General features: G+C 61.7%; 12 protein-coding genes. All 12 read right to left on the reverse strand.

Features of this window, described 5'->3' with window-relative positions; translation table 11 throughout:
• Positions 1-9: 9 nt before the first annotated feature.
• Positions 10-540, reverse strand: a complete 531-nt coding sequence (locus H8S23_RS00545; protein ID WP_186886368.1) for a hypothetical protein — start codon at positions 538-540, stop codon at positions 10-12.
• Positions 537-1043: a signal peptidase I gene (locus tag H8S23_RS00550; protein WP_186886369.1), complete on the reverse strand. Its 507-nt coding sequence runs from the start codon at positions 1041-1043 to the stop codon at positions 537-539. Before H8S23_RS00550 ends, H8S23_RS00545 begins: the two co-directional genes overlap by 4 nt.
• Before the next feature lie 28 nt (positions 1044-1071).
• Positions 1072-2646 (reverse strand): carboxypeptidase-like regulatory domain-containing protein, encoded by a 1575-nt coding sequence (locus H8S23_RS00555; protein ID WP_186886370.1) that lies wholly within the window; start codon positions 2644-2646, stop codon positions 1072-1074.
• 126 nt (positions 2647-2772) lie between these two features.
• Positions 2773-3387: a hypothetical protein gene (locus H8S23_RS00560; RefSeq protein WP_186886371.1), complete on the reverse strand. Its 615-nt coding sequence runs from the start codon at positions 3385-3387 to the stop codon at positions 2773-2775.
• 286 nt (positions 3388-3673) lie between these two features.
• Positions 3674-4297: a signal peptidase I gene (locus H8S23_RS00565; RefSeq protein ID WP_186886372.1), complete on the reverse strand. Its 624-nt coding sequence runs from the start codon at positions 4295-4297 to the stop codon at positions 3674-3676.
• Positions 4298-4853: 556 nt separating this feature from the next.
• On the reverse strand, positions 4854-5708 hold the full coding sequence (locus H8S23_RS00570) for a tyrosine-type recombinase/integrase (RefSeq protein WP_186886373.1): 855 nt from the start codon (positions 5706-5708) through the stop codon (positions 4854-4856).
• Between the two features lie 998 nt (positions 5709-6706).
• The gene (locus H8S23_RS00575) at positions 6707-7276 is read right to left on the reverse strand and encodes a hypothetical protein (protein ID WP_186886374.1); all 570 of its coding nucleotides are present in this window, start codon (positions 7274-7276) and stop codon (positions 6707-6709) included.
• Complete coding sequence (locus H8S23_RS00580; protein ID WP_186886375.1) at positions 7270-9471, reverse strand: DUF3160 domain-containing protein; 2202 nt, start codon at positions 9469-9471, stop codon at positions 7270-7272. Before H8S23_RS00580 ends, H8S23_RS00575 begins: the two co-directional genes overlap by 7 nt.
• Before the next feature lie 473 nt (positions 9472-9944).
• Positions 9945-10526 (reverse strand): site-2 protease family protein, encoded by a 582-nt coding sequence (locus H8S23_RS00585; RefSeq protein ID WP_186886376.1) that lies wholly within the window; start codon positions 10524-10526, stop codon positions 9945-9947.
• A complete protein-coding gene (locus H8S23_RS14070) occupies positions 10523-11353 on the reverse strand; it encodes a M23 family metallopeptidase (protein ID WP_186886377.1) in 831 nt (276 codons plus the stop codon). The genes H8S23_RS00585 and H8S23_RS14070 overlap by 4 nt, the downstream gene beginning before the upstream one ends.
• A gap of 166 nt (positions 11354-11519) precedes the next feature.
• Complete coding sequence (gltA, locus tag H8S23_RS00595) at positions 11520-12905, reverse strand: NADPH-dependent glutamate synthase (protein ID WP_186886378.1); 1386 nt, start codon at positions 12903-12905, stop codon at positions 11520-11522.
• Positions 12906-13742 carry a sulfide/dihydroorotate dehydrogenase-like FAD/NAD-binding protein gene (locus H8S23_RS00600; RefSeq protein WP_186886379.1) on the reverse strand — a complete coding sequence of 279 codons (837 nt, stop codon included), beginning with the start codon at positions 13740-13742 and terminating at the stop codon, positions 12906-12908.
• Positions 13743-14009: the final 267 nt, after the last annotated feature.

Raw genomic sequence — 14009 nt, forward strand, 5'->3', positions numbered from 1 at the left:
TCGATCCTCTCAGGCCTGCGCCGGAAGAGACTGCTTTGCATTTATGACCAGCGTCACCAGATCGATCTCCCGGGCGTAATCTTCAGCCGTCTTTTCTTTCGGCCAGCTCACAGTCAAAATATAGGTGTGAGCGGTCTGCTGCGCCGCGGGGAAAAGACCGCCCGTCCACACGCGCACGCCCTCACCCGCCTTTACACGGCCTGCCTCTTCGCCTCCGTCGGCAGCCAGCGCATAGGTGAGGGGCAGATTTCCCGTCGTCTCCACAGCGATCTCATACTCCTGGGCCACTTCACTGACGCGGCCGCCGGAGTAGTTGGCCACCTGAAACGAAAACGTTCTCACATCCCCGGGCTTCATGCCGCTGACATCGATCGCCTCCTGCGAGGTGAGATCCAGCGCAGCGGCGGCGACTGCCGCTGTGCCGCTGCCGGACACCGGGGCGGAAAAGCGGGAATAAGAGAGGCCGCCCACAGCGGCGAACACGGCGCTGAGACAAAGCGCATAGCCCAAAAGCCTGGCTGGTGTCAGATGTTTCTTCATTTTTCCCGCTCCTCTCCTTTCCTTTGTCGCTTCTGCCGCGGCCCGGTCAGCAGCAGGGCTCCAAGGCCCGCAGTCAGCACGAGCAAAAGTCCCGCAGGGGTGCGCAGGAAAAGAACGACCCTGCCCGCTGCAGGCAGCCTGCACACCACCCGCCCCCTGATCTGCTGCGGCCGCAAAAGCGCCCCGTCCGCGGCGCTGTTCGCATCTCCCTTTGTGCGAAACCCATCCTCCTCGCGGCCAATGATCCGATGGGTGATCAATACGCCCCCGTCGGAAAAGGTGACGATATCTCCCGGCTCATAGCGGTCCTCCTGGCGGATGACCAGCAGATCCCCGGCTGAAAAAGCCGGCTCCATGCTGCCCGAAAGGACGGTCACCGCGGCATATCCGAACAGGGCGGGAAGCGGTTCTTTCCTGACGAACCTTTCATAGAGAAGCCACAGAGCCGCTGAAAGCGCCAGCAGCGCGATGCCCACGGCAAAGCCGCGGCTGATTTTTTTCAAAGCGCCCCGCCTTTTGACGCCCGCCCGCTTATTCCGCATGGATCTTCAGGCTCACTTTATAAGTCCGGTCCTGTGCAGCGCCCGCGGCTGTGTCGGCGCTGTCATCGCCGCCCTCGTACGACCATTCCCATTCGATCTTCAGGACTGCCGGTTCCTGCCCGATCGTGCCGCCGCCAAGGCGCAGGGCCTGCCCCTTTTGCAGGGTCTGCCACCCACCCGCAGCGCCGTCCGGCAGGACAAGCCGAAAACGCATGGGCAGATGGAAACTGGATTCTGCGACCGTGATCGTATAGGTCAAATCAGTCTCGCGGCTGTTGACGAGCCGAAACTGGTAAGTCCCGCGCGCCCCGGGCTGAAGATCGCCGTTTTCAGCCGTGCCCGTGCGGTCGCGGAACAGGTCGATCTCACTTGCGCTCTCCCACGGGCTCCAGCCGCCGGGGGCATCCTGTTCCGCTGTCAGCTTTCCCTTGCCGTCGTCCTCCGGTTCCGAGGAGGAAGACGGCGGGACCGGCGTCTGGGCCGGAGCAGAAGAAGATGTGTTGGAGGAGGACGAGCCCGAAGACGACGAGCCTGAAGAGGACGAGCCGGCGGAAGAGGATGTACTGGAAGAGGAACCACCGCCGGAGGGCCCCGGCCCCAAACCGCTGCCCGGCGCGCCGGCGGAGCCGCCGCCAGGGCTGCCATCAGGCTCTCTCTGTCCGCCTGGGCGGCTCTGCGCGCCCCCCTCGGGGGCCGGGCCGCCCGCGCCGATCTGGTAGGGCGTCTGGGACGAAACGATCTCGCCGTCCGGCAGGCGGATGTCCCCCGCCGAGATCACTGTCCCGTCCGGCAGGCGAACGCCGCCCTCCGCTTCCACCCGCTCCCCGCCGCCCGCTTCCAGCCCGTCGGCGGGGATGGGGGCGGCCGTGTTGTCCGGCAGGACCAGCCATCCCGATGCGACCACCGTGCCGTCGGTCAGGATCACGGTGCCGGAGGGCAGAACGATCACGCCCTTTGCAGCGTCTATCCCGTTTCCATCTGCAAAGAGCGTCCCATCGTCTTTCAGCGCCGCGGCGGTTTTGGGGATGAGCTTCAGCTCCTCCCCGTCCCCGCGCAGTTCTATGGCCAGCTCAACAAAGCGCACCTCTGCGGAAAGCTGTACTGCATACCGGTCCTCGCCGGCCAGCGCCACCTCCACAGGCTGCGCACCGCCCCGGCTGACCGTGACGCCGCAGGAGGCAAGCACGGCTCCCTCTGCGTCCAGCACGGAAAAGGTGTGCTCGCCCAAATCGACGTTATCGTAAAAAAAGCGGCCCTGGGCATCCGTCCGGGTCATGCGCGGCTCGCTGTGCAGCTCGACCACGCTGTCCGCGCAGGCCGTGCCGTCCGCATACCGCACCTGCCCCGCAAGGTGGACGGCCCGGCCCCCATCCTGCCCGATGACGATGGTATCAAGGATCTGCCCGCGGTGGGGGTCCGTGTTGCGGCCAATGAGAAATCCGACAAGGACCGACGAAAAAACCGCCAACAGCGCCAGCACAAGCAGCAGAAACCAACGCATGCGCGCATTGCCTTTTGTCTTTTCCGGCGAAGGGCCGCGCGCGTCCTGTTCTTCCTCTCTCATCGTTGTCCCTCCTTTCGCGGATGGTCTTCAACCGTTTGCAGGGCGCGCGGCCAGCCGCCGCGCGCTCTGCAAAGGGCTGAAAAGCCCTTGCTGACCCCGCCTGGCACAGGGGCGGGAAAATAGATTTTAAGCCGTGGGGGTATCCGTGGGGACGACCTGTTCCACCTTGCAGGTGATATCCAGCTTTGCGGTGTCCAGAGTTTCCTTGACGCCAAGCGCGGTGTCAGCTGCGGCGGCACTGTCAGGGTCCCATCTCCAATGGAGATAGAACGTCTGGGCCGCGCTGCCCACCGCGACTTCCGTATCCGTCGGCTTCAAAGCCGTTGCCGCTGCCCATGCACCGTCTGCTGGATCGCTAGCATCGGTCGTGATCGCGTACTGCAGCGGAATATTTCCAGTATTGGTTTCCGCGATTTTGAAAGTAGGCTTGAGGGCGACCTCACCATTATTCTGCAGTGTGATCGCAACCTTGCCGCTGGTGCCGGGCGCCACGACGGCGGATGAGGCGCTTACTTTGTCGTTGTTATAAGCCTTACTGAAAAGGGCGGAAAGATCGATCTTCTGGCTGCCAGTTTGCTCGGTGGCGCCGTTCAAATCAAAGGCGAATTTTGCGACGGTGGCCGTCGCATCGCCGGTGACATCAGCGGTGTACTTTGCCAGCGTCCCGCCCATCAGGCAGGTGCTGATCAGGGTGAGCGCCAGGGCCAGAACACCCAGGCGGCCCGCAGCTTTTTTCATCATGAAGGGTTCCTCCTTAATAAAAAGAATCGGGTTGGGAAGCGTGTTTTCTGCTGCGGAACGCGCTTCCCACTTGCCCGCAGCGTTTACCGGGCGGCCCCGGCTCTATGGGACATCCGCGGCATACTGTGCCTGTACCGCGAATGAGACCATCCAGATATCATTGCCGCCCACCGAGGGGCGGCCAAAAACAGAGAGGCGGGCAAGAGGCGAAAAGGCCGGCTTTTGCGTCATCCGCACTCTTTGGGACCTGCTGCCTGCAGAGAAGTGGGCGCCGAGGCGCTGGATATTACTCTTCTCCCGCGCGGTCCCGGGCCGCTTTCAGGGCATTCAGCTCCGCTTCCAGCGCGTCGGCCCGGCTTTTTTCCTTTTTATCAGCTCTCCAGCGCGCAGCCATGTCCCAAAAGATCAACAGCAGGACGGGACAGACGATAAAAACGACCATGCCGGTGGTGCTGGACAGAAAAAGTACAAAATTACCGGCCCCACCGATGCGGCCGCCCCGCCATATTCCCTGTACCTGCTCCGGGCGGACCGTTTCTCTGTCCTCGACACTGTTGGCGTCGCCCCGCGTGACGTATCTTATTTCGCCGTTCTCATCCTGCTCCAGCCGCACGACCCGGTGGGTCACCGCCTGCCCGGAGGCCAAGTAGCAGATCACATCCCCCTCTTTCAAGGTCTGGGGGTCTGCTTTATGTAAAAAGATCAGGTCCCCCGTCATAAAGGTATCCTCCATCGACCCGGAAAGGACCGCCACCGGCTTGATGCCGAACGCGCCCGGGATCTCCTGAGGATGCAGATAAGTATTGGCAATGATGATCACATTGATCACGATGATCGGCAAAAGCAGGACGCACAGCAACAGGTTGAGGACCCGAAAAAGGTTTTTGGCCTTTGTGGGCGTTTTTGTCATCCAGCTCCCCCCTTTTGATTCAGAATAAAAGCGAATGTCCGGCAGCCGGCCTGCACGCCCCGGGCCGTTCCCTCAGGCTGTGGGCCGCCGGCTGCCGGCACTTCAAGAAGTCGTTCCCTCTGGTCTCGCATCCTTTGCAGCGGCTTCGCTTTGCGGCGGGTCCCCCGCATGTTTCCGCGCGTCCGTCTTTTGCCGGACGCATCTGCGCAAAGCGTGCCCGGGGCACACCATGGCCCCGCGGCCCGGTCGCCTGCCCGCACCACATAATTTGTATTATGTAGTACCCCTAAGCCCGGTGGCGGCGGGAACAATACATAAATGCCAAAATGAGGAAAAAAATATGGAACAAAAAATTTTGGGCCGTTTTTTGCTCTGCAGGCGAGGCAGCAAAAACAGAGTCAGGACCCCCTGGCTCTATTGAAGTTTACATTTCAGGTCATATTTCACATCATGATCTCACTATAAACTTGATTTTTGTACCCATTTCATGCATAATATATAAAAAAGCGAACGCCCATCCGGGAAGATACACCACATAATACAAATTATGTGATTGTCAGGTGCTGCGTGCCAGAAGCCCCAGTCGGGAGACCAGTCTTTTTTCTTCCCTGCCGGTGGTCGCAGTATAGATCCTTGTCGTCTCCACACTGGAATGTCCCAGCACATCGGCCAGCCGCACGATGTCTTTTTTCAGCCGGTAATAGGTCAGGGCAAACAGGTGTCGCAGGTTATGCGGGAATACTTTTTGCGCCGCTACCCGGGCCTGCAGGCAAAGGCGTTTCATCTCCGCCCAAATATTGCTGCGGTCCAAAACGCGGCCGGTGCGGGTGACAAAAACCGGCCCGGCACTGATCCGCCGCCGCGCGCAATAGTCCCGCAGCTGCCGGATAAGTTCAGGAGGCAGAAAGACCACCCTCTCCTTGCCCTTGCTGCGCACACGGACAGCGCCCTCACGCAGGGCCTGCGCCGTGACGAACCGATGTTCGCTCACCCGCAGCCCGGTGCTGCACAGCGTCTGCATCAACAGATACAGGCGCTCGTTTTTTTTGTTCTGCGCCGCTGCCAGCAGGCGGCGGTATTCCTCTTTCGACAGTTCTTTCTCCGCATGCCGGAAATTGGCGCGCTGTACCTTGAGCAGTTTTACCTGACAGTCGCCGCAGCCCAGAAAGGCCAAAAAGCGATTGACGGCAACCAGCATCGAGTTGGCGCTTGCCGTTTTATAATTTTCCGTCACATGGGCTTTATAGTCCATCACCCGCTCTTTTGTCAGCCATTTGTCCGGGGGCAGAAAAAAATAAAAGGCGCGGGCGTCACGCACATATTTTTCCACCGTTTTCGAACTGCGCTCCTCACGGACCAAATGGTCGCGGAAGCTTTCCAGCAGCGCGATATCCAGCAGTTGTCCATTCATTTTGCAGCCTCCTTTTCTTTTGCAGTTAGTATGCGCGGCGTCCCGTATTTTTATTTTTGAGAAAGGTCGGCACGCGGCGGTTTACCCGTTCTCACTCTCCTCCCCGATTTTTTCCATCAAAAAACCCGCGCAGGGACGAAAGCCCTGCGTGGGTTTTTTAATTTGTTCTGTAAAAAAAGATCTGTTGCCCCGGCGGCGGTTTTCCCTGTGGGCGCTTTTCGCCCGGGCAGACCTGCTCTTTTGCTCCGGCGCCGGACGGCAGAGGTGTGTGTGTTTCCGCAGGCCCTGCGCCCGCCCGGCGGGGACGGGCGCCGTCTGCGGACGCCCTGCATCGGCCGCTGAAAAACCCGGCGCGCGGCAGAGCGCCGCCGGGCTGCGCGCAAAGGCGCCGGAGAAAAAAGGACAAAACAAAAATCAGCGAAAACGCCGCAAAATGCCGCCCCGGGCGCACGCGTAAAAAAGCGATTTTCCCGCCGCATCACCCGCTGCAAACATGCCGCAGGACGCCGTCGTCTCGTTCCCCATCGTTGCGCGGAAATTGAAAAAGGGAGCTCCCAAAAATGATCTGCGGCTGTTTCTATTACGGTGCACAGCAGCGCGGCAAAAGCGCCGCCCCTATCCAGCCCCGGGCGGCAATGCTACTGCAGCGGCGTTTTAACACTATATTATCATACAACTTTTCTATTGTGCAAAAAATCTTTTATTGTGACAGCTTCTGCCTTTGCTGCGGAAGCGGCAGCCGGGAACACGGCCGAAAAAACGACCTGCGCGTTGTTGCGCGGCAACCGGGCGATCAGCCAAAAAAAATAGCCTTACGGCTATTTTTTTGTTGCTCTGCAATAAAAGCTTTTTAATGGTCCGCCCCTCGTCCCTGTAGGATAACCGGGGCAATGGCCGAACAATAAGCCGCAAAGCTATTTTTAAACAATGACTTATTTCTATTCGCCGCGGCCTGAGGACAGGCCGCATGGCTACAAACAATAGCCTCCGGCTATTGTTTACAACTCCGTTCTGCCCCCGTCCACCCGCTCCAGGCCCCAGGTGCGCCAGGCCCAAGAGGTTGTCTCGCCCTCACGGGTCAGGATGTTCAACCGGCCCGCTTCCAGCGACCATTGGCGCACCTGCGGCTGCAGGGCGGAGGACATCCATACCGGCTGCGGCAGGCCGTCCGCCCAGCGGTAAATAAAGATGTGCTGCGAATAGCCGCCCCCGTCGCTTTCTACCCAGAAAGGCCGAACCGGGCCGTAGCTGCCCCGCTTCCACACCAGCAGCAGCAGTTCCTCCGCACCGTCTCCGTCGAGATCCCCGTGCAGATAATCCTCTACTTTCCAGTCCCCGTCCGTGCCCCACAGCGTCTCCCCATCCCGCAGCACCGCAAACGAGCGCCGCTCCAATAGAAACGTTTCCTGACGGCCGTCTCCGTCCGGGTCAAACACTTCCGTCCTCTGCTGCCAACGGGCGAGAAAAGCCCCGTCCAGCCACAGCAGCCCCAGGATAAGCGCGCCGCAGAACGCCGCCGCCAGCACGCCCCATCTAAGACGGCCCGCCGTGCCTCTGCTTTTCACCATCCGCGGTCCGACGCGGTGAGAAACGAGGCCGTCCATTCGGGCGGGGGTACGTCAACGCTCTCATCCACAAAATTGCCGTTTTCATCAAATCGGTCGATGCCCAGCATCTTGCGCCATTTCTCGTCGGTAAGGCGCTGGTCCAGGGGCTGGGCAAACTCATAGAAAGAGAACACGCCGCCGCGCGCCAGACGCAGCACGCCGTCCACACTGACGATGACAAAGATGCTGTTCACCTGGCCGGTGCCCACCTCCAGCACCCGCCCGCCGTCCGGGTCGGTGGCCACATCGGTGATCACTGCCGCCGGGTGGTCTGCGCTGGTAATGACGCCGTCGCTGGCTTCATCCGCCAGCGCGTCATACCAGAAATGTTCCAGCTGGCCGCCGAAACTGAGGATCAGATCATATTCCTCATCGCTCAGCAGCTCATCCTGCAGCTCTTTTTCCGAGATGACCGTCAGCTGCCGCGCCAGCTCCGTCATGCGTTCCAGATTATCAGCATCCGCGTCCCGCAGCACGCCGTACTGCGCAAGGCCGTCGGCGGTGGCGCGGGCAAGACCTGCCAGGCGGGAATAGAGCACCGGCTCCGGCTCCACATATCCCCGGTCGTCCTTCTCTTCCATAGGGCCGCCGCCCATCTCCCCGTAGACCTGTTTTGCATACAGCACGGTATCGTGTTTGAGCTCTGTCCAGCTGCCGAGAAAGCTGTTCAGATTTTTGCGCGTCCACGCCTCGTTCCGCATGAATTGGGGCCAGCCCGCGCCCTTTTCGGCAAGCAGAGGGCGCAGGGTGTTCAGCCATCCGCCATAGAGACTGGCAGTCCACAGCTGCTGCGGCGGGTCGGACAGATAGTCCTGCAGCTTCGCCAGATTTGCGCCGTAACCCTCATACTCCATGGCCCCGGCTGCCGTCAGCAGCTTTTCCGCTTCAGCGGACCCCAGCGCCGCCGGAAAGTCCAGCGCAGATGGCAGCATGCGTCTCTCCCCCGCGGGATTCTGTCTCACCTGCCGATAAACCAGCTGCTGAAAAACAGAGGCGTCCAGCGTGAACCGCTGCCCCAAAAAGCGGAAACCGGCGATCGCTTCCTCCTGATCGGGCTGGATATCCTCGTCGAAGATGGGGATCGAGTTGATGGCGGGCGGGTCCAGCTTTTCCGCCGCCTGCCGGAACGCCTCCCAGGCATCCCCGTTTTGCGGCAGATCTTTCACCTGGGGCCAGCCGCCATAGGCCTCCTCGATCAGGGGCGCATATTCATAGACGCCGGCGTCGTCGCTGTCGCCCACAAAAAAGCTGGTGACGGTATAGATCTTTTCCCATTTCTCCCATGCCCCGCTGCCGGCCAGCGCCAGTGTCATCAGCAGCGCGCTGCGGCTCTGGTCCTCGTCGCTCTGCCGGAAAGTCAGCCGCCCGTACCACATCATGGCTTTGAAATAGCGTCCCAGCTCTTCCGCTGTCGTGTAATAGCCGCGGGGGATGTATTGAGAGTAGTCCTCCATCTCCTCTATCTCTGTCCCGCCGCCCAGATTCATTACCGGGGACACGTCAATGCCCTCCGCTTTCCCGATCAGGTCCAGTTCCCGCTGAACGGCGTCCCGCACCTTTGCCGGTATCTCGGCGTCGGGCTGCTGCAGCGCCAGCCCCACGGAAAAAAACGCCGCGTTCCGCAGGGCTGCGTTCTCCCAGCCGGTGCCCTTGAGCGCTTCCGCCTGGGTCAGGCTCTCGTCCCGCAGGACGGCGCTGACGGCGGCCAGATCGTCGCAAAAGTGCTCCCGCTCGACATTTTTCAGCAACCGGCTGAAAAACAGATGATAGGTGTGCATCATGGCGTCGGTGGTGACAAAATTCGGCGTGAGGGAATAGCGGTTGTTTTCATAGAGGCTGAAAAACTCCTCCATGCCGTCCTCCAGCACCACAAAGCCGTTTTGCGCGAGCAGCTGTTTTGCCTCATCGGTGAACACGCGCTCCCAGTCGCCATAGTTGATCACATTGCTGAAATCCTCCGCCACCGCGTAGGCCGCCGCAGAGGGGACCAGCGCCGGATCATACAGGTCCTGCTGAGACGTCAAAAAAGCGCCGCGCTCACCTGTTATGACGCCCGGCCCCCACGCCGGCGCTGCCCCCTGCGGCGCTTCTCCGCAGCCGAACAGCCCCATCGCCATCGCCCCTGCCAGAAAAAAAGCACAGATCCGCTTCTTCATTCACGTCACCCTCCTTTTGCGATGCGGGGCGCCCCTGCGCCGCACCCGCATCCTGTCCCTTTTATTCAAGGAACGCCTCCCGTTCCCTTTATCATACACAGACAGGCGCCGCCGCGCAAGCTGCAACAGCAGCACGGCCGGGACAGCCGGCCCGGCCATCTCAAAAAGAGCGGGGCGCAGCAGCCTCTTCCTGCTGCGCGACCGACCCGGGCGCTTTTGGGCAAGGCAGGCAAGGCTGTGTCTCTCAAGGGCATGGGCCCATGCGAAAGGGACCCCGGTACTGTGTACGGGGTCCCTTTTTTCAGTTTGATATCGCCTTTGCGCGCTGAAAAAGCGGCGCTTTCAGCCTTGTCTTGCAGAAAGCGCACTGCCGCCGCTTTCGCGCTTTTGACCGGAAGTCCGCGTCCCGCCCGCGCTTTTTTCAAGACGCCGTCGGCAGGGCTGCGCGGAAAATACAGGCGAAACCGGCTTTTTTACGAGCGCAGGCTTTTGGCGCACAGGGCCAGCACCATCAGGCAAAAACCCAGAGACAGAAGAAAACCGGCGCCGCGGTATCGCAGCAGAACGCCGCCGAAAATGGCCAGCAAAAAGCAGCAGCAAAGGGTCAGTGCACGGAACAGCACCCCGTCCATGAGCCCAAAGCAGTTGGAGAGCAGCCGTCCGCCGTCCAAAAAGCCGATGGGTAGCAGATTGAAAAGCGCCATGCAGAGATTTTCACACGCAAAAAAGTAGCGCAGATACGAGGCGCGGTGCTGGATCAGCAGATAAGCGGCCAGCGCCGCAGCGAGATTTGCCGCCGGCCCGGCCAGCAGCAGCAGGTTTTCTTTTTGCAGCGAAAGCCGCACGCCGTCCATCTTCATCGCAAGGCCGGAAAGCGAACAGGTGACGTGTGGGAAATGCCCGGTGAGGGCGCAGAACGCCAGAATATGGCCGCCCTCATGCAGCGCGGCGCAGAGCAGCGACAGCTTGGCAAAGCCGGTCGCGTCCCACATCAGCAGCAGCGTCAGGGCGGCGAGCAACGGCACCGGCGCCCTGACCGAAAAAAAGCGTTTCAAAGCCCCAGCGCCGCGGCCGGGTCCACCCGCACCCCGTCGATCAGCAGCTCAAAATGCAGATGCGGCCCGGTGGAAACACCGGTGCTGCCCACCAGCCCCACGGTCTCTCCCCGCTTGAGGCTCTGGCCCGTCTTTACCGATATCTGCGACAGATGATTGTAGGTGGTACAGACGCTGCCCGAATGGATCACCTTGACGTAGTTGCCGTTGATGTCGTCGAAGCCGGTCTCCGCGACCACTCCCGGCCAGACAGCGGCCGCCGGCGTCCCCAGCGGCGCGGCCAGGTCCACGCCGGTGTGGAAATCGGTCTTTCCTGTAATGGGGTGGACGCGGTAGCCAAAGGGGGAGGTCAGCGTCCCCTGCACCGGCATGGCGGGCTTGTCGCTGAGCACATAGCCCGCCAGCGTCACTGTTTTCAGGTATTCCGCGTGGGTGACTTCATACTGTCCGCCCTGTCCCAGCGCACTGTCGGGCTTTTCTGCCCCCAGCTGTTCCACGGCGCGGCGCAGTTTCTCCTGCAAACTCTCGACCCCTGCGCTGGCAAAGCGGAACAGCTCCCCGCTGCTGGTAAGAGACACGCCCTGGGTGAGCATTTCCCCATACCGCTTGCCCATCTGCGCAAAAAAATCAGGAGAGGCAAACCGCATCACCAGCACAAATGCCACCACACAGAGGCAGAACAGCAGCTGCACCGTCAGGATGGGGCTGACCTTGTCCTCTCCCCCTCTGCCGGTCTTTGCACCCGCCGCGCGAAAGATCTGTTTTTGCCCCGCCGCCTGTTCCCCGCTTTTTTTCTCTTCCTCTCCCTCTTTTACCCACGCGTCCATTCTGCCAGGCACCTCCCCGCTCTGCGATCCTCATTCCCTGCAATATATGCGGGGGCAGAAAAAAAGAGAACCACGTGTAATGCTGATCAGCTTTACATATGGTTCTCTCAAAAAACGGAAAGAAACGGTGCAGAAGATCACACCGCAAGGCCCGGGCTGCTTTCGCTCATTTCCCCTGGAGATAATCGCAGATGGCAGCGGCGGCTTTTTTGCCCGCGCCCATGGCGGAGATGACGGTGGCAGCGCCGGTCACCGCGTCGCCGCCCGCCCAGACCCCCTCCTTGGAGGTGTGCATCGACTCGTCCACCACAAAGCAGCCCCGACGGTCTGTTTCCAGGTCTGGCGTCGTGTTTTTCACCAGCGGGTTCGGGCTGGTGCCGATGGCCATGATCACCGTGTCCGCCTCCAGCTCGAACTCAGAACCCGCCACCGCCACCGGGCGCCGGCGGCCCGAGGCGTCCGGCTCGCCCAGCTCCATCCGCGCGCACCGCAGCGCCCGCGCGTGCCCCGCTTCGTCCCCCAGGATCTCCACCGGATTTGTCAGGGTGCGGAACACAATGCCCTCTTCTTTGGCGTGTTCCACCTCTTCCCGCCGCGCAGGCATCTCCGCCTCGCTGCGCCGGTACACGATCGACACTTCCTCCGCGCCCATCCGCACCGCGCACCGCGCCGCGTCCATCGCCACGTTCCCCCCGCCGATCACCGCCACCCTGCGCACCGTCGCAAGCGGCGTCTCCGCCTCCGGCCGGTACGCTTTCATCAGATTGATCCGGGTCAGGTATTCGTTTGCCGAATAGACCCCCAGCAGCATCTCCCCGGGGATCCCCATGAAATTCGGCAGCCCCGCGCCCGTGGACACAAAAACCGCCTCATACCCCGCCGCAAACAGTTCGTCCACCGAGTGCAGCTTGCCGATCACCTCGTTGGTGCGGATCTCCACGCCCAGCGCTTTCAGCCCCTCGATCTCCCCCGCCACGATGCTCTTGGGCAGACGGAACTCCGGGATGCCGTAGCTCAGCACGCCGCCCGCCAGATGCAGCGATTCGAACACCGTCACCCCGTGCCCCTGCCGGGCCAGCTCGCCCGCGCAGGTCAGCCCTGCCGGGCCAGCGCCGATCACTGCCACCCTCCGCCCGCTGGGCTCCGGCCGCTCCACTTTTTTCTCTGCCCGCGCGTTGTGCCGGTCCGCCACATACCGCTCCAAACGGCCGATCGCCACCGCTTCTCCCTTGATCCCCCGCACACAGTTCTTTTCGCACTGGCTCTCCTGCGGACATACCCGCCCGCATACCGCCGGCAGGGACGAATGCCGCGCGATCGACTCGTACGCCGCTTCCTCCTGCCCCGCGCGCAGCTTGGCGATGAAATCCGGGATGTCCACGTTCACCGGGCATCCCGCCACACAGGGCCGTGTCCTGCAGTTCAGGCACCGCTGGGCCTCCGCCGCCGCCTGCTCCGCCGTATATCCCAGCGCCACCTCTTCAAAATTGTGCCGCCGCTCCTCCGGCGCCTGCACCGGCATGGCGTTCTTTTCCATTGCCATATCCGCCATTTATTCCACCCCCAACAGCCGGCATACATGCCCTTTTTTCTCCGCTTCCTGCTCCCGGTAGCTGCCGTTGCGCTTCATCAGCTCGTCAAAATCTACCTCGTGTCCGTCAAAATCCGGCCCGTCCACACACGCGAACCGCACCTTGCCTCCCACCGTCACCCGGCAGCCACCGCACATCCCGGTCCCGTCGATCATGATCGGGTTCAGGCTCACCGTGGTCGGGATGCCGTACTCCTTTGTCACCCCGCACACCGCCCGCATCATCGGCACCGGGCCGATGGCGATCACCCGGTCATATCCCGCCCCGACCTCGATCTGTTCCCTCAGAATATCCGTCACAAAGCCTTTCTGCCCGTAGCTGCCGTCGTCCGTCGCCAGCAGCAGCCGGTCGCAGGCGCGGCGCATCTCTTCTTCCAAAATCACGATCTCTTTGCTGCGGAAACCCGCGATCAGGTCCACCGGCACACCCTGCCCGTGCAGGTGCTTTGCCTGCGGGTAGGCGATCGCGCATCCCACGCCGCCCCCCACCACGGCCACTTTCCGATATCCATCCAGATGGGTCGCCACCCCGAGAGGACCCGCCACGTCGGTGACCATCTCCCCCTCTTTCAGCGCCCCCAGCAGCAGCGTCCCCGCTCCCACTTTCTGGAATACGATCTGGATCGTCCCCGCCTCCCGGTCATAATCCTCTATCGTCAGCGGGATCCGCTCCCCCAGCTCCCCTGTGCGCACGATCACAAACTGGCCTGGCTGCGCCTTTGCCGCGATCTCCGCTGCCTCCAGCTTCAGCAGCACCGTCGTGCTGTTCAATTCCCGCTTCTCCAGTATCCTGTTCATCTCTCTATTCTCCCCTCTGGCAGAAAGGCCGGCCCCGGCGTTTTGCGCCGGGCAGCGCAAAGCGCGCAGCGTCTTTTGAAAGCTGCCGCTTTTTCTTTCTGCGGCCTTGAGCAGCCGGCCGGACCATGCCCGCGCGGGCTTCGCTTTGGCGCGCAAAAGGTCCCGCGCCGGGGAACGGCCATCCCCTCCTGAAAGGAGAGAACGCCTGTTCCCGCCGTTTGCCCGCAGCGTTTTCCCGTGCCCGGCAAGCTGCTGTCTATCATTATA

The organism is Anaerofilum hominis, from assembly GCF_014287275.1.
GTDB lineage: Bacteria > Bacillota > Clostridia > Oscillospirales > Ruminococcaceae > Pygmaiobacter > Pygmaiobacter hominis.